Origin of the sequence: Streptomyces sp. NPDC057280, from assembly GCF_042668605.1 — a bacterium.
In the GTDB taxonomy this organism is placed as follows: domain Bacteria; phylum Actinomycetota; class Actinomycetes; order Streptomycetales; family Streptomycetaceae; genus Streptomyces.
In genome coordinates this window covers 1,248,463-1,262,923 of the sequence record NZ_JBHUYR010000002.1, presented here as the reverse complement: position 1 = coordinate 1,262,923, position 14,461 = coordinate 1,248,463, and the positions used below count along the sequence as shown (strand labels likewise).

Here is a 14,461-nt window from a genome sequence, read left to right as displayed (position 1 = left end):
ACACAGGGATGGGCGGGAAGGGCAATTCCGGTGAATCCATGGGCGGTTGGTTTACTCGTCGGTTGGTTTACTCGTCGGTTGGTTCGCTCGTCGGCAAACCCGACGGTCTGTCTACTCGTCGTCCAGGCCGCGCTCTATCGCGTACCTGACCAGCTCCACCCTGTTGTGCAGCTGGAGCTTGCCCAGGGTGTTCTGGACGTGGTTCTGGACCGTGCGGTGGGAGATGACCAGGCGCTCGGCGATCTGCTTGTAGCTCAGGCCCTTGGCGACAAGGCGCAGCACCTCGGTCTCGCGGTCGGTCAGTTCGGGCGCCTTGGGCTGGTCGGCGTCGGCGGCGGGCGCGGGCTCGGAGGCGAGGCGGCGGTACTCACCGAGGACCAGACCGGCGAGGCCCGGCGTGAACACCGGGTCCCCGACCGCCGTCCGGCGCACCGCGTCGAGCAGCTCCTCCGTGGACGCCGACTTCAGCAGATAGCCGGTCGCGCCCGACTTCACGGCCTCCAGCACGTCGGCGTGCTCGCCGCTGGCGGACAGCACCAGGACCCGCAACGCCGGGTTGTGGCCGACGAGTTCCTTGCAGACCTGGACGCCGGGCTTGAGCGGCAGGTTCAGGTCGAGCACGAGCACATCGGGTCCGGCCGCCTTGGCCCGGCGTACCGCCTGGTCGCCGTCGCCCGCGGTGGCCACCACCTCGAAGCCGGACTCGCCCAGGTCGCGGGCGACCGCGTCGCGCCACATCGGGTGGTCGTCGACCACCATCACCTTGATCGGGCCCTGCTGCTCACTCATCGCTGTCCTGCCTTCCCCCGTGAAGCCTTCGGTACCTTCAGTTCGACCTCCGTGCCCTGCCCGGGCACCGAGATCAGCTCGGCGCTGCCGCCGAGGTCGCGCAGTCGCCCCCGGATGGACAGGGCGACCCCCATCCGCCCCTCACCCTCGGCCTGGGCGAGCCGCCCCTCCGGGATGCCCGGCCCGTCGTCCCGTACGGTCACGATCACCTCGTCGGGCTCGTCCTCGACCAGGATCCACGCGCGCGCCTGCTCCCCCGCATGCTTGCGTACGTTGTCCAGGGTGGCCCCCACCGCGGCGGCCAGCTCCCGCGCGGCGGCCGGGGGCAGCTCCACCGGCGCACCGGGCTCGGCGAAGCTGACCTTGGCGGCGGCGAACGGGGCGAGCAGGGCGCGGAGATCGACGGGACCCTCGGGCTCCGGCTCGTCGACGGCCCGTACGACCGCGCCCAGGGCCGCGTCCTCGGACGCCCAGGAGACCCGCGTCAGCCCGCCGGAGACCAGGGTGCGCAGCGCCACCTCCTGCTCGCCCGCCATCCGGCCCAGCTCGGCCGCCTCGCCGCCGAGGACGGCGCCGCGCCGCTGCACCATGGCCAGCACCTGGAGCACGCTGTCGTGGATGTCCCGGGCCAGCCGCTCCCGCTCCCTGGTCGCCGCCTCGATCTCCAGGGCGCGGGCGAGGGTGCGCTCGGAGGCGCGGGCGACCTCGACGACGTAGCCGATGGCGATGGAGGCGACCCAGACCAGGATCACGTTGTGGATGGTGTCCCGGGCCGGGGCACCGCGCTCGATGAGGTTGGCGACGGCGACCGGCGTGGAGGCGAACGCGGCCCAGCGCCAGCCGCCCTTGATGGCGAACGCGAGGACCGAGCCGGCCGTCCATATCGACGGCAGGGTCGGGCCGCCGCTGTCGATGTGCGCGTCGTTGACGACCAGCGGGGTGAGCACGATGCCGGTGAGGGCGATCGTCAGGTCGGCGGCGAGGAAGCGCTTGGTGCAGGCCGCCTCGTTCTGGACACGGGGCAGCGTGGCGAGGGTCCACACGCACAGGACGACGAAGTAGCCGATGGCGATGCCGGGGCGGTCGTAGTCGTCGTACTGCGTGGCGAACAGGCCCACCGCGTACAGCATGGTCAGCACCCGGTAGCCGGTCAGCGCACGCCACAGCGGCAGTTCGACCGACATCCTCATGACACGCTCACGCCTGGCCATGTCTCCCCCACCCGTCCCCCAGGAGCCCGCTAGGACCCGGAGCGTTCCTTCTCAGCCTGCGTGAGGGCGGCCTTCGCCGCCTTCTCGGCTTCCTTCTCGGCCTTGGCCGCCTCCGCGATCTGCCGCTTGGCGGCGGTCGCGTAGATGTCGACGTACTCCTGGCCGGAGAGCTTCATGATCTCGTACATGACCTCGTCGGTCACCGCGCGCAGCACGAAACGGTCGTGCTCCATGCCGTGGTACCGGCCGAAGTCCAGCGGCTTGCCGATGCGGATGCCCGGCCGCATGAGCTTGGGCATCACCTTGCCCGGCGGCTGGATCTTCTCCGTGTCGATCATGGCGACCGGGATGACCGGCGCGCCGGTGGCGAGCGCCACGCGCGCGAGGCCGCCCGGCTTGCCCCGGTAGAGGCGGCCGTCGGGCGAGCGGGTGCCCTCCGGGTAGATCCCGAACAGCTCACCGCGCTCCAGGACCTCGATGCCGCTCTTGATGGCCGCCTCGCCCGCGCCGCGCGCGCCGGAGCGGTCCACGGGGAGCTGGCCGACGCCCTTGAAGAAGGCGGCCGTCAGACGGCCCTTCACCCCGGGCGTGGTGAAGTACTCGGCCTTCGCGATGAAGGTGACCTTGCGGTCCAGGACCGCGGGCAGGAAGAAGGAGTCCGAGAAGGAGAGGTGGTTGCTCGCCAGGATCGCGGGGCCCTCGGCCGGGATGTTCTCGGCGCCCTCCACCCAGGGCCTGAAGGCGACCTTCAGCGGCCCTCCGATGGCGACCTTCATCGTTCCGTACAACAACCGAGTGCCTCCTGTGTCTGTCGATCAGACCTTAACCCGGAGCACCGTCGAAGGAGCCGACGACCCTGGTCGGTGTCAGTGCGGTCGCGTACGGTGAAGTACCTGCGCACGATCCCATGAACACGCAACCGACCCCATGAACAGGAGACCGAAGGTGCCGGTCCTCCCTGGAGCCGAGCCGTTCCGCCATGAGGGCGGGGAGACGGGTGTCCTCCTCTGCCACGGTTTCACCGGTTCCCCGCAGTCGCTGCGCCCCTGGGCGGAGCACCTCGCCGAGCGCGGCCTGACGGTGTCGCTGCCCCTGCTGCCGGGCCACGGCACCCGTTGGGAGGACATGCAGCTCACCGGCTGGCAGGACTGGTACGCCGAGGTGGACCGCGAGCTGCGCGCCCTCACCGAGCGCTGCTCCGCCGTGTTCGTGGGCGGCCTGTCGATGGGCGGCGCGCTCGCCCTGCGCCTCGCGGCGAAGCACGGCGACGCGGTGCGGGGCGTGATCGTCGTCAACCCGGCGAACCGTATGCACGGCCTCGCGCCGTACGCCCTTCCGGTGGCCCGTCATCTCCTGCGGTCGACGCCGGGCATCGCCGATGACATCGCCAAGGAGGGCCGGCACGAACTGGGCTACGACCGGGTTCCGCTGCACGCCGCGCACTCCCTGCGGGCCTTCTTCCGGCTGGCCGACGGCGAGTTGCCGCAGGTCACCCAGCCGCTGTTGCTGCTGCGCAGCGCCGAGGACCATGTCGTGCCGGCCGCCGACTCCGCGCGCGTGCTGAGCCGGGTGTCGTCGACGGACGTATCGGAGATCGTGCTGGAACAGAGCTATCACGTGGCGACGTTGGACCATGACGCGGAGCGGATCTTCGAGGAGAGCTCCGCGTTCATCGGCCGGCTCGCCGCCGGCTCCGGCAGCAAGGAAGGGACGGCCGTACGTGGCTGAGTACGACTCGGACCGCGAGGACCGGGAGAACCGCGACGACCGCGATGACCGCGACGGTCTCGGCCCGGAGGAGCAGCACGTCCCCTTCGACGAGGCCGCCGCCTGGGAGGCGATCGTCGCCGGGTACGGCGAGGAGCCGCCGGACCCGCCGGGCGCCAAGCCGTTCAAGTCGGTGGAGGACTTGGCCCTGCTGGAGCCGGAGACCAACGACACCGACAGCGGCACCGCCCCGGCAGCCGAGAAGCCGAAGGCGGACGAGAAGCCCGCCCCGGCCAAGCCGCTGGGCAGCTCCGTCGCCTTCGCGCCCGGCGTCGGCCCGCGCGACTACACGACGCCGGAACCGACCGAGGACGACTTCGACGAGGACGACGAGGGTCACTTCGTCCCGCCGGAGCCGCCCCCGCTGCCGGACGCCGACACCACGGCCAAGTTCGCGTGGCTCGCGGTGCTGGGCGGTCCGCTGCTCCTGCTGCTGGCGGTCCTGCTCCGCTGGGACATGACCTGGTGGCTCGCCACGATCGGGATCGGCGGCTTCCTGGGCGGCTTCGCGACGCTGGTGATGCGGATGCGGACGGACGAGGACGAGGACGACGACCCCGGCCGGGGAGCCGTCGTCTAGTTGGCGGGAACTCTGAGGGTGGCCAGGACCGGGAGGTGGTCCGTGGCCGCCCTCAGGTCTGTCTCGGGCAGATGCAGCGGCACCCCGCAGCCGAGCACCTCGATGCCCTTCGTCGCGAAGATCGCGTCGATGCGCTGATGCGGCTCGCTGTGGACCCAGGTGTGCTCGCCGCCGTCGGGGGCCACCGCCCAGCAGTCCTGAAGGCTCTCCGAGAGGCGGCGGAACGTACGGCCGCCGGGGCGCTCGTTGAGGTCGCCGCCCGCGACGGCGTGCTCGACGCCCATGCCGGCGACGCGGTCGAGGAGCATGCCGGCCTGCTCGTAGCGCTCGTCCTTCTGGAGGCTGAGGTGACAGCTGAGTACGCCGAGGCGGGCATTGCCGAACCGCACGACGGCGGTCGCGAAGCCGCGGCGGTGCTGCGCCGGCGTGAGCGGGAGGAGGACGTCTTCTGTGCGCTCCACGGTGGCGCGGAGGTCGCAGAGGATCGCCGGGCCCGCGGCTGTGGCGCCGCCGGTGAGGATGACGAGGTCGGCCGCGCGGGCCAGGCGGGCGAGTTTCTTGCGCCAGCGGAAGAAGCGGGGGGCTTCTTGGACGAGGACGAGGTCCGGTGCGCAGGCCTTGATGACTCGGGCGAGGGCGGTTGTGTCGTCGCGGAGTGAGCGGACGTTGTAGCTGAGGACTCGGACGAGGGCGGAATCGTCAGGTGCCATGGCGTTGATTTTTGCGCCCCCTAGCTCGGGGCGCGAGGTGTATGTGCGAATGGCCCGCCGTCGTGGCTTGTCGCGCCCACGCGGCGGAGCCGCACATATACACAGCCCCGCGCCCCTGAGGGACATCACCCAACCGCCTGTTTACATGATCGGGTCGGGTTCCCTTGCCAGGTCCGCCGCGCCGACCATCCCGGCCTTGTTGCCCAGCTGGGCCGCGATCACGTCCGCCACCGGGCGCCAGTTGCCGCCCACCAGCCAGCGCTTGTAGGACTTGCGGATCGGGTCGAGGACCAGTTCGCCCTCGTCCGAGAGGCCGCCGCCGACGATGAAGGCGGACGGGTCGAAGAGGGAGGCCAGGTCGGCGAGGCCGGCGCCGGCCCAGCGGGCCAGCTCGCGGTAGGAGTCGACGGCGACCGGGTCGCCCTGCCGGGCGGCGACGGAGATGTGCTTGCCCTCGATGCCCTCGGGCGAGCCGTCGCCGAGAGCGAGCAGCACCTCGGCGCGCTCGGGGGTGGCGTTGGCGCGCTGCTTGGCGTACCGGACGAGGGCGCGGCCGGAGGCGTACTGCTCCCAGCAGCCCTGCGAGCCGCAGCCGCACAGCAGCCCGTCCGGCACCATGCGGATGTGGCCGAACTCGGCGGCGACGCCGAAGTGGCCGCGGCGCAGCTTGTTGCCGATGATGATGCCGCCGCCGAGGCCGGTGCCGAGCGTGATGCAGATGACGTTGCGGTGGCCCTTGCCGGCACCGAACTTGTACTCGCCCCACGCGGCCGCGTTGGCGTCGTTCTCGACGACGACGGGGAGGCCGACGCGGGCCTCGACCTTCTCCTTCAGCGGCTCGTTGCGCCAGTCGATGTTGGGCGCGAAGTAGACCTCGGAGCGCTGCCGGTTGACGTAACCGGCGGCTCCGATGCCCACGCCGATGATCTCGTGACCTGCGCGTGCGCCCTCGACGGCGGAGGCGATGGCGTCCACGATGCCCTCGGGCGTGCCCGGGGTCGGCACCTTGAAGGTCGAGAGGATGTTGCCTTCCTCATCGACCACGCCGGCCGCGATCTTCGTGCCGCCGATGTCGACGCCGATGGTGAGTCCCATGAATCCCTCAGTTTCGGTCGAGCCCCGCTACGGCCCACCGTACCCGAGGGGGCTCTAGTCCAGGTCGATGCGCTCCCCCGGACCGGCCTCCTCGCCGCCTTCCCGGGGCTTGGCGTCCCGCTGGGTCCAGCGCTGTTCCTGGGCCTGGACCGCGGAGCGGTAGGCGGCCAGCAGTTCGGTGCCGGCCGCTGCCAGGTGGTCGAAGACGTCCGGGTTGCGTTCGATGACGGGCTCGACGGCGGCCTTGGCCTGCTGGACGACCTGCTGCACCACCTGCTGGGCGGCCGGTCCGGCGACCGCCCCGAACAGCGGCGACTGGATCGAGGACAGCTTGTCGGTGACGGCGTCGACGAGCTTGCGCAGTTCCTCGGCGGCCGAGCCGGGCGGCGGGCCGTAGCTCGCGCGGCGACGGGCCTTCTCCGCCGCGAGGTCCTCGGCGCACGCCGTCGCCCACGCGTCGGCGTCGGTGGCCCGCACCTCGTCAGCCTCGGCCTCGCGCTCCGAAGCGGCGTCTGACGGGCGGAGCTCTTCGCTCATGACGGACTCCTGACTGCGTTGCGTCCTTACGACGTTACCCGAACGGCCGCACCGGATTCACGGGGTCTGCGGCTAGAGATCCGGGTCCGGATTCACGGGGTCTGCGGCCAGAGATCCGGGTCCGGCGCGAACCGGACCCGCAGCTCCCCGTCCCGCAGCGCGGCCCCGGCGACCGTGCACCGGCGCAGCGCGGACGGCAGCGGCACGATCCGCCGGAACTGCCCGGCGGCGACAACGAGTTCGTCCCCACGCCGGATGAGGTCCAGCTGGTCCCGTATCGCGCCGGGGAGCGGCACGTGCCACACCAGCACGCCGTCCTCGGCCAGCCGGTCGACGACCGGCCACTCGACGCGGGAGGAGGCCTCCGGCGCGCCGGGCACCACGAGTGCGCCGAGGTCGTCGAGGCCGCGCGGGTCCCGTCCGGCGTGGGCGATCTCCACGACCTCGTACGTCTCCCGCCACTCCTCCAGCGTCTTGCGCTGCTGGGCGACGGGCCCGGCGAGCCAGTTGTCGGCGGGCACGTCGGGCAGGACCCGGTTGGCGATCAGGTGCTCGGGCCGCAGCCCGCGCAGGGCGAGCCCGAGGCCGGCGTCGCGCACGGCGTCGGCCCCGGCGGGACCGGGTTCGGCGACGAGGCGTACGACGGTGTCGCGGTCGGCGATGACGGCCTCGACGGCGGCGAGCTCCAGGTCCCAGCGCGCGGTGGTCTCGTACAGCCACTCCGAGGGCATCGGCACCCCGGCCAGCCGTCCGAGCACGGGCCGGAGCGCCCGCGCGGCCTGCCGTTCGGGCGGCAGCAGCCGGCGCAGATAGCGGCGCAGTTCCTCGGGGAGGGCGAGGAGGGCGAGGGCCTGCGGGGTGGGCGGCAGATCCACGACGAGCAGGTCGTGGCGGTCGGAGAGGGCCGCGTCCCTGAGGGCACGCAGGAGGGTGAGCTCCTCGGCGCCGGGCAGCGGGGTGACCTCTTCGGGGTCGAGGCGGGCGGCGCCGAGCAGGTCGAGGACGGAGGAGGCGCGCTCCTGGAAGCCGGCGAGGTCGTCGCGGAAACCGGCGGTCGCGTCGGGCCGCCAGGCGGTGAGCCCCTCCCGGACCTCGACGGGCACCGGCCCCGTGGCCACGCCCAGGACCGCGCCGAGGGTGTCGGTCCGGTCGCCGCTGAGGAGGAGGGTCCGCTCACCCGCGCGCGTGGCGGCGAGGGCGGTGGCGGCGGCAAGGGTCGTACGACCGCTGCCGCCGGGACCGGTGATCAGGAGGGTGCGCATGGGAGTGAACGGTAGATCCCCACGCGGCAAATCCCTATTCCGCTCCGGACTCCACCCGCTTCTTCAGCCCGGCGAGCGCCCGGTCGATGATGACCTTCTCGGCCTTGCGCTTGATCATCCCCAGCATCGGGATCTTGACGTCGACGGTCAGGAGGTAGGTGACCTCGGTCGCGCCGGTGCCGGTGGCCTTGAGGATGTACGAGCCGTCCAGCTGGCGCAGCATCTGGGACTTCACCAGCGTCCAGGAGACCTCGTTCTCCCCGGTCCAGGTGTAGCCGAGCACCTGGTCGTCCTTGATGGCGCCGGCGTCCATGACGAGCCGTACCTGCTCGGCGCGGCCGGCGGCGTCCGTCGCGAGGACCTCCGCCTGCTTCACCTCGCCGGTCCAGTCCGGGTAGCGGGCGAAGTCGGCGATCACCGCCATGACGTCGGCCGGTGCCGCCTCGATCGTGATGCTCGAGCTGGTGTGTTCCGCCATCGCCGTGGCTCCTCCAGATGCGGGCCGGTAGGTCATGAAGCGTGCGCACGTGTGTGCAGCGTGAAGGCTACCGCGCACGTGAGCGGCCGACTTCACCGCCCGTCACCCCGCGGGCGTCACGGGTCCCTCACCATTCGAGCGCCCACGGCCGTCCGCTCCCCGCGAAGTGCCCGACGTTGACGCACTCGGTCGCCCCGATCCGCATCCGGCGCACGAGCGGTTGGTGGACGTGACCGAACAGCGCGTACCGGGGCCGGGTGCGCCGGATCGCCTCCAGCAGCGCCCGGCTGCCCCGCTCGAAGCGGCGCGCAACGGTGTCGTAGACCAGCTCGGGCACCTCGGGCGGGATGTGCGTGCACAGCACGTCGACCTCGCCGACCGCCTCGATCTTGGCCGCGTACTCCTCGTCGCTGATCTCGTACGGGGTGCGCATCGGGGTGCGCAGACCGCCGCCGACGAAGCCGAAGACGCGGCCGCCGATCTCCACGCGCTCGCCGTCGAGGACCGTGGTGCCCGGTCCGGCGTACTCCGCCCACAGGGACGGCATGTCGACATTGCCGTAGGTGGCGTACGTCGGTGTCGGGAACGCGGCGAACAGCTCGGCGTACTGCTTGCGTACGGCCTTCTCGATGGCGCTCGCCCGGTCCGTGCCGATCCCGGCCCACAGCCGGGCGCCGAACTCGCGGGCCTCCTCGAAGCGGCGGGCGGTGCGCAGCTCGACGATCCGGTCGGCGTTCTCGGTGCCGAACAGGTCGGGGAAGATGCCGCGGGAGTGGTCGGCGTAGTCGAGGAAGAGGACCAGGTCACCCAGGCAGATCAGGGCGTCCGCGCCCTCGCCGGCGGCGGCCAGGTCACGGGCGTTGCCGTGCACGTCGCTGACCACATGGACGCGTGTCCTGCGGTTTCGGGGCGGTGAGGGTGCCATGGCGATCAAGGGTAGGCGTGTGCGGCATACGTGAACAGTGGCGGCCGGACCTGCGGTTACTGGCCAGTCATCAGACGCCTCGACTACTCTGCGCTGAGAAACACCAATCCGTGTGACGCAGCGAACATCTCGCCGGGACCCCCTGTCGGAGACGCCATACCGGCGGGTAACGTCCGGGCAGTCCAGTCGTGCTCGGGATTTCAACCAGTGGCTGCAACCATGCGAAGACACGTGGCTGCCACCACGCAAGGAAGCCTGAGCACCTGCCCGAGCCTTGGACCGCACCGTCGCATCGCACAACGTCGTGGCGCCGGCGCCTTATTAGGAGCAGCAGTCTTGCGCGAGTTCAGCCTTCCGGCCTTGTACGAGGTCCCTGCGGACGGAAACCTCACCGACATCGTCCGCAGAAACGCCGCGCAGCATCCCGACGTCGCCGTCATCGCCCGCAAGGTCGACGGCGCCTGGCAGGACGTGACGGCCACGACCTTCCTCGCGGAGGTGCACGCGGCCGCCAAGGGCCTCATCGCCTCGGGTGTGCAGCCCGGCGACCGGGTGGGCCTGATGTCGCGGACCCGCTACGAGTGGACGCTGCTCGACTTCGCGATCTGGTGCGCGGGCGCGGTCACCGTGCCGGTGTACGAGACCAGCTCGCCGGAGCAGATCCAGTGGATCCTCGCCGACTCCGGCGCGACCGCCTGCGTCGTCGAGCTGGACAACCACGCGGCTGCCGTGGAGTCGGTGCGTGACCGGCTGCCCGCCCTCAAGCACGTCTGGCAGATCGAGGGCGGGGGTGTGGCGGAGCTGGGCCGGGCCGGCCAGGACATCAGCGACGCGGCCGTCGAGGAGCGCAGCTCGCTGGCGAAGGCGGACGACCCGGCGACCATCGTCTACACCTCGGGGACGACCGGTCGCCCCAAGGGCTGTGTGCTGACCCACCGCAGCTTCTTCGCGGAGTGCGGCAACGTCGTGGAGCGGCTGCGCCCGCTGTTCCGCACCGGCGAGTGTTCGGTGCTGCTCTTCCTGCCGCTCGCGCACGTCTTCGGACGGCTCGTGCAGGTCGCGCCGATGATGGCGCCGATCAAGCTGGGCACCGTCCCGGACATCAAGAACCTCACCGACGAGCTGGCCTCCTTCCGGCCGACGCTGATCCTGGGCGTGCCGCGCGTCTTCGAGAAGGTCTACAACTCGGCGCGCGCGAAGGCGCAGGCGGACGGCAAGGGCAAGATCTTCGACAAGGCCGCCGACACCGCGATCGCGTACAGCAAGGCGCTGGACACCCCGTCGGGCCCGTCCCTCGGTCTGAAGATCAAGCACAAGACCTTCGACAAGCTGGTCTACAGCAAGCTGCGCGCGGTCCTCGGCGGCAAGGGCGAGTACGCCATCTCCGGCGGCGCCCCGCTGGGTGAGCGGCTCGGCCACTTCTTCCGCGGCATCGGCTTCACGGTCCTGGAGGGCTACGGCCTCACCGAGTCCTGCGCGGCCACCGCCTTCAACCCCTGGGACCGGCAGAAGATCGGCACGGTCGGTCAGCCGCTGCCCGGCTCGGTGGTCCGCATCGCCGACGACGGCGAGGTGCTGCTGCACGGCGAGCACCTGTTCAAGGGCTACTGGAACAACGAGGCCGCGACCGCCGAGGCGCTGGCCGACGGCTGGTTCCACACCGGTGACATCGGCACCCTCGACGAGGACGGCTACCTGAGGATCACCGGTCGCAAGAAGGAGATCATCGTCACGGCAGGCGGCAAGAACGTCGCCCCGGCCGTGATCGAGGACCGGATCCGCGCGCACGCGCTGATCGCGGAGTGCATGGTCGTCGGCGACGGACGGCCCTTCGTGGGCGCGCTGGTCACCATCGACGAGGAGTTCCTGGGCCGTTGGGCGGCCGAGCACGGCAAGCCGGCGGGTTCCACCGCGGCGTCGCTGGCCGGGGACGCGGACCTGAACGCTGCCGTCCAGGCCGCGATCGACGACGGCAACGCCGCGGTGTCGAAGGCGGAATCGGTGCGGAAGTTCCGCATTCTGTCCTCCCAGTTCACGGAGGAGTCGGGCCACCTGACGCCGTCCCTGAAGCTCAAGCGCAACGTGGTGGCGAAGGACTACGCGGACGAGATCGAGGCGATCTACCAGAAGTAGTAAGCCTGTTGACCAGCGGTACGAGACTTATGGCGCGGTGTCCTCCACGAGGACCCGCGCCATCGTCCGTTCCGCGAGCGCGGTGATCGTCACGAACGGGTTGACACCGATCGACCCGGGCACGAGCGAGCCGTCGGTGACGTACAGCCTCGGATACCCCTTCACCCGGCCGTAGTTGTCGGTGGCCTTGCCCAACACGCAGCCGCCCAGCGGGTGGTAGGTGAAGTCGTCGGCGAAGGTCCGGCTGGGGGTGCCGAACAGATCGCTGCGGTAGATGGTCACGTTCGCCGCGTTGATCCGGTCGAAGAGCTTCTTCGCCATCCCCGAGGACACCGCGCTCTGGGCCGCGGTCCAGCCCAGCTTCACGCCGTCCGTGGCGCTGTCGTAGGTGAACGCGGCCCGCTGCGGGTTCTTGGTGATCGCCAGATAGAGGCTGACCCAGTGCTCGAGTCCCGTGGGCAGCGGGGCGATCTCGGCGAAGACGGGGTTGGCGGTGTTGGCCCAGTCGTCGATGCCCATGACCGGCATGGTCGACTGGTTGGCCCCGACCGTGTCCCACAGGTGGTTGGCCCGGCCGAGCATGGTGTTGCCGTTGGGCCCCCACCCGGCGCCGACGCTCGCGTTCAGGGCGGGCAGGGTGCCGGTGTCGCGGGCGCGGACGAGGAGTTCGGTGGTGCCGAGGCTGCCGCCGCCGAGGAACAGGTAGGTGCAGCTGTACTGCTTGGTCTCGACGACCGTGCCGGCGTCGTTGATGCGGTCGGCGGTCAGGACGTACGAACCGTCGCTCGCCCGGCTGATGGCCCTGACCCGCTCCATGGTGGTGATGGTGACGTTCCCGGTGCCGAGCGCGGCGGCGAGGTACGTCTTGTCGAGGCTCTTCTTGCCGTGGTTGTTGCCGTAGATGACCTCCTGGGCGAGCGCCGACTTCGTCGCCGTGCCGGCGGCCTCCTTCTGCATGTAGGCGAAGTCGTAGGTGCTGGGCACGAAGGTGGTCTTCAGGCCGGTGTTCTGGGCGTGCTTGCGGGAGATCCGGGTGAAGCGGTACCACTCCGTCGACTCGAACCAGGCCGGGTCGACGGTGTTGACGCCGAGCATGGAGTTGGCGCGCGGGAAGTACGTCGCGTACATCTCGTCGGCGTCGACGGTCGGGAACTGCTCGGCGAAGTACGACTTGAGCGGGGTCACCGCCATGCAGCCGTTGACCAGCGAGCCGCCGCCGACACCCCGGCCCACGAACACCGACATGTTGGCGAAGTGCACCCGGTCCAGGACGCCGGGGTAGGGGCTGATGTCCTTGTTGACGACGTCCAGCCACAGGAACGTGGCCAGCGGTGCCTCGGTGCGGGTGCGGAACCACATGGAGCGCTGGTCCGGGGCGGCGGTGGAGCAGAAGATCTTGCCGTCGGAGCCGGCGGTGTTCCAGAGCCGGCCCATCTCGATCATGAGCGTGCGGATGCCCGCCTGGCCGAGGCGGAGGGCGGCCACGGCGGCGCCGTAGCCCGAACCGACCACGATGGCCGGGGCGTTGTCGACGGCGGCGGGTTCCACGGCCGACGCCGACTCCAGACCGATGCGGGTGAGACCGGACGCGGCGGCGGTCTGAAGGGCCACCATGCCCAGGATGTGACGTCTCGTCAGCTGACGCTGCATCAGTTTTGTTGCCATGCGCGCAGCATGGGCGGATTATTCGGTTCCGCCTAGACGGCTAGAGCAACGTCTTCAACTTTTCTGCCAGCAGGTCCCAGCGCCACTTCTCCTCGACCCAGGCCCGCCCCCGCTCCCCCATCCGCCGCCGCAGCTCCGCGTCGCCCAGGAGCGCGAGAATCCGCTCGGCGCAGTCCTCGACGGACCCGCCCCGTACGACCCAGCCGGTCTCCCCGTCGAGCACGGCGTCCGGCGCCCCGCCGGAGTCCCCGGCGACGACCGGCAGCCCGGTCGCGGAGGCCTCCAGATAGACGATCCCGAGCCCCTCCACATCGAGCCCGCCCCGCCGGGTCCGGCACGGCATCGCGAACACGTCCCCGGCGCCGTAGTGCGCGGGCAGCTCGGACCAGGGCACGGCCCCGGTGAACCGGACGGAGCCGGCGACCCCGGTCTCGCGCGCCAGCCTGCGCAGCTCCTTCTCGTACGGCCCCCCGCCGACGATCAGCAGCACGGCGTCGGGCTCTTTGAGGAGGATCCGCGGCATCGCCAGGATCAGCGTGTCCTGCCCCTTGCGCGGCACCAGCCGCGAGACGCACACCACCACCGGCCGGTCGGTCAGCCCGAGCCGCGCCCGCACGACCGCACCGCCCGACCCCGGATGGAAGGTCTTCTCGTCCACCCCCGGCGGCAGCTGCACCATCCGCGATCCCGCCTCGGGCGTCAGCGCGCCGGCGATCCGCGACCGCGTGTACTCGCCGAGGTAGGTGATCGTGTCCGTGCCCTCGCCGATCCGGCGCAGCAGCCGGCGCGCGGCGGGCAGCTGCGCCCACCCCGCCTCGTGCCCGTGGGTCGTGGCCACCAGCCGTTCGGCCCCGGCCTTCCGCAGCGCGGGCGCCATCAGCCCGAGCGGCGCCGCCGCCCCGAACCACACCGACGTGCAGCCGTGTTCCCGCAGGAGTCCGACCGCCGTACGCGTGGCCGCGGGCGTCGGCAGGAGCATCGTCGTACGGTCGCGTACGACGGTGAAGGGCTGCTCGGCGTCGAAGGCGGCCGTGGCCTCTACGCCCTCCCGGCCCCGCTTCCAGGTCGACGCGTAGACCACGAGCCGCTCGGGATCGAGGCGCAGCGCCATGTTGTGCAGGAACGCCTGGATACCGCCTGGCCTGGGCGGGAAGTCGTTCGTGACGATCAGGGTCTTGGACATCGTCGTGCGCATCGCCGCCGACCCTATCCAACGGCGCGGCCACCGCTGCCCCACGACCCCCTCACAGCCGGTCACGGCCGCGTTTATGGCACCCTCACAGCAGGTCGGGACATCATGGCCATCTCA

General features: G+C 71.2%; 14 protein-coding genes. 3 read left to right on the top strand and 11 right to left on the bottom strand.

Going from position 1 to position 14,461, the window contains the following annotated elements:
• Positions 1-111: 111 nt before the first annotated feature.
• Genes ACFUO4_RS16240 through ACFUO4_RS16230 form a run of 3 tightly spaced genes read right to left on the bottom strand, consistent with a single transcriptional unit; the run spans position 112 to position 2,776 of the window.
• The gene (locus ACFUO4_RS16240; RefSeq protein ID WP_059197571.1) at positions 112-789 is read right to left on the bottom strand and encodes a response regulator transcription factor; all 678 of its coding nucleotides are present in this window, start codon (positions 787-789) and stop codon (positions 112-114) included.
• Entirely contained in the window at positions 786-2,000 is a 1,215-nt protein-coding gene (gene macS / locus ACFUO4_RS16235) for a MacS family sensor histidine kinase (protein ID WP_079308702.1), read from the bottom strand. Before macS ends, ACFUO4_RS16240 begins: the two co-directional genes overlap by 4 nt.
• A gap of 29 nt (positions 2,001-2,029) precedes the next feature.
• Positions 2,030-2,776: a 1-acyl-sn-glycerol-3-phosphate acyltransferase gene (locus ACFUO4_RS16230; protein WP_079308703.1), complete on the bottom strand. Its 747-nt coding sequence runs from the start codon at positions 2,774-2,776 to the stop codon at positions 2,030-2,032.
• 169 nt (positions 2,777-2,945) lie between these two features.
• Here ACFUO4_RS16230 and ACFUO4_RS16225 point away from each other — a divergent pair, with 169 nt between their 5' ends.
• Together ACFUO4_RS16225 and ACFUO4_RS16220 are read left to right on the top strand one after the other, a co-directional pair.
• Positions 2,946-3,728: a carboxylesterase gene (locus ACFUO4_RS16225; RefSeq protein WP_079308704.1), complete on the top strand. Its 783-nt coding sequence runs from the start codon at positions 2,946-2,948 to the stop codon at positions 3,726-3,728.
• Complete coding sequence (locus ACFUO4_RS16220; protein WP_079308705.1) at positions 3,721-4,347, top strand: hypothetical protein; 627 nt, start codon at positions 3,721-3,723, stop codon at positions 4,345-4,347. The genes ACFUO4_RS16225 and ACFUO4_RS16220 overlap by 8 nt, the downstream gene beginning before the upstream one ends.
• On the opposite strand, the gene ACFUO4_RS16215 is transcribed toward ACFUO4_RS16220, so the two are convergent.
• The 6 genes from ACFUO4_RS16215 to ACFUO4_RS16190 all read right to left on the bottom strand — a co-directional run bounded on the left by ACFUO4_RS16215 (position 4,344) and on the right by ACFUO4_RS16190 (position 9,354).
• On the bottom strand, positions 4,344-5,057 hold the full coding sequence (locus tag ACFUO4_RS16215; RefSeq protein ID WP_383484766.1) for an endonuclease/exonuclease/phosphatase family protein: 714 nt from the start codon (positions 5,055-5,057) through the stop codon (positions 4,344-4,346). The genes ACFUO4_RS16220 and ACFUO4_RS16215 overlap by 4 nt on opposite strands.
• Positions 5,058-5,198: 141 nt before the next feature.
• Complete coding sequence (locus tag ACFUO4_RS16210) at positions 5,199-6,152, bottom strand: ROK family glucokinase (protein WP_059197577.1); 954 nt, start codon at positions 6,150-6,152, stop codon at positions 5,199-5,201.
• A 54-nt stretch (positions 6,153-6,206) separates the two neighbouring features.
• Positions 6,207-6,689 (bottom strand): DUF5304 domain-containing protein, encoded by a 483-nt coding sequence (locus ACFUO4_RS16205; protein ID WP_383484763.1) that lies wholly within the window; start codon positions 6,687-6,689, stop codon positions 6,207-6,209.
• A 92-nt stretch (positions 6,690-6,781) separates the two neighbouring features.
• Positions 6,782-7,951: an ArsA family ATPase gene (locus ACFUO4_RS16200; protein ID WP_383484761.1), complete on the bottom strand. Its 1,170-nt coding sequence runs from the start codon at positions 7,949-7,951 to the stop codon at positions 6,782-6,784.
• Between the two features lie 34 nt (positions 7,952-7,985).
• Positions 7,986-8,429, bottom strand: a complete 444-nt coding sequence (locus ACFUO4_RS16195) for an SRPBCC family protein (RefSeq protein ID WP_079308707.1) — start codon at positions 8,427-8,429, stop codon at positions 7,986-7,988.
• A gap of 127 nt (positions 8,430-8,556) precedes the next feature.
• Complete coding sequence (locus ACFUO4_RS16190; protein WP_079308708.1) at positions 8,557-9,354, bottom strand: metallophosphoesterase; 798 nt, start codon at positions 9,352-9,354, stop codon at positions 8,557-8,559.
• Positions 9,355-9,690: 336 nt separating this feature from the next.
• Here ACFUO4_RS16190 and ACFUO4_RS16185 point away from each other — a divergent pair, with 336 nt between their 5' ends.
• Positions 9,691-11,487, top strand: a complete 1,797-nt coding sequence (locus ACFUO4_RS16185; RefSeq protein WP_383484756.1) for an AMP-dependent synthetase/ligase — start codon at positions 9,691-9,693, stop codon at positions 11,485-11,487.
• 27 nt (positions 11,488-11,514) lie between these two features.
• Here ACFUO4_RS16185 and ACFUO4_RS16180 read toward each other — a convergent pair whose 3' ends face one another.
• Together ACFUO4_RS16180 and ACFUO4_RS16175 are read right to left on the bottom strand one after the other, a co-directional pair.
• A complete protein-coding gene (locus tag ACFUO4_RS16180) occupies positions 11,515-13,101 on the bottom strand; it encodes a GMC oxidoreductase (RefSeq protein WP_383485736.1) in 1,587 nt (528 codons plus the stop codon).
• A 91-nt stretch (positions 13,102-13,192) separates the two neighbouring features.
• Positions 13,193-14,335: a glycosyltransferase family 4 protein gene (locus ACFUO4_RS16175; RefSeq protein ID WP_383485733.1), complete on the bottom strand. Its 1,143-nt coding sequence runs from the start codon at positions 14,333-14,335 to the stop codon at positions 13,193-13,195.
• Positions 14,336-14,461: the final 126 nt, after the last annotated feature.

Coding starts and splice junctions, on each gene's coding strand:
- ACFUO4_RS16195 (WP_079308707.1), bottom strand. CDS start 8,429: ATGGCGGAACACACCAGCTCGAGCATCACGATCGAGGCGGCACCGGCC.
- ACFUO4_RS16200 (WP_383484761.1), bottom strand. CDS start 7,951: ATGCGCACCCTCCTGATCACCGGTCCCGGCGGCAGCGGTCGTACGACC.
- ACFUO4_RS16175 (WP_383485733.1), bottom strand. CDS start 14,335: ATGTCCAAGACCCTGATCGTCACGAACGACTTCCCGCCCAGGCCAGGC.
- ACFUO4_RS16240 (WP_059197571.1), bottom strand. CDS start 789: ATGAGTGAGCAGCAGGGCCCGATCAAGGTGATGGTGGTCGACGACCAC.
- ACFUO4_RS16230 (WP_079308703.1), bottom strand. CDS start 2,776: ATGAAGGTCGCCATCGGAGGGCCGCTGAAGGTCGCCTTCAGGCCCTGG.
- macS (WP_079308702.1), bottom strand. CDS start 2,000: ATGGCCAGGCGTGAGCGTGTCATGAGGATGTCGGTCGAACTGCCGCTG.
- ACFUO4_RS16180 (WP_383485736.1), bottom strand. CDS start 13,101: ATGGTGGCCCTTCAGACCGCCGCCGCGTCCGGTCTCACCCGCATCGGT.
- ACFUO4_RS16215 (WP_383484766.1), bottom strand. CDS start 5,057: ATGGCACCTGACGATTCCGCCCTCGTCCGAGTCCTCAGCTACAACGTC.
- ACFUO4_RS16205 (WP_383484763.1), bottom strand. CDS start 6,689: ATGAGCGAAGAGCTCCGCCCGTCAGACGCCGCTTCGGAGCGCGAGGCC.
- ACFUO4_RS16190 (WP_079308708.1), bottom strand. CDS start 9,354: ATGGCACCCTCACCGCCCCGAAACCGCAGGACACGCGTCCATGTGGTC.
- ACFUO4_RS16210 (WP_059197577.1), bottom strand. CDS start 6,152: ATGGGACTCACCATCGGCGTCGACATCGGCGGCACGAAGATCGCGGCC.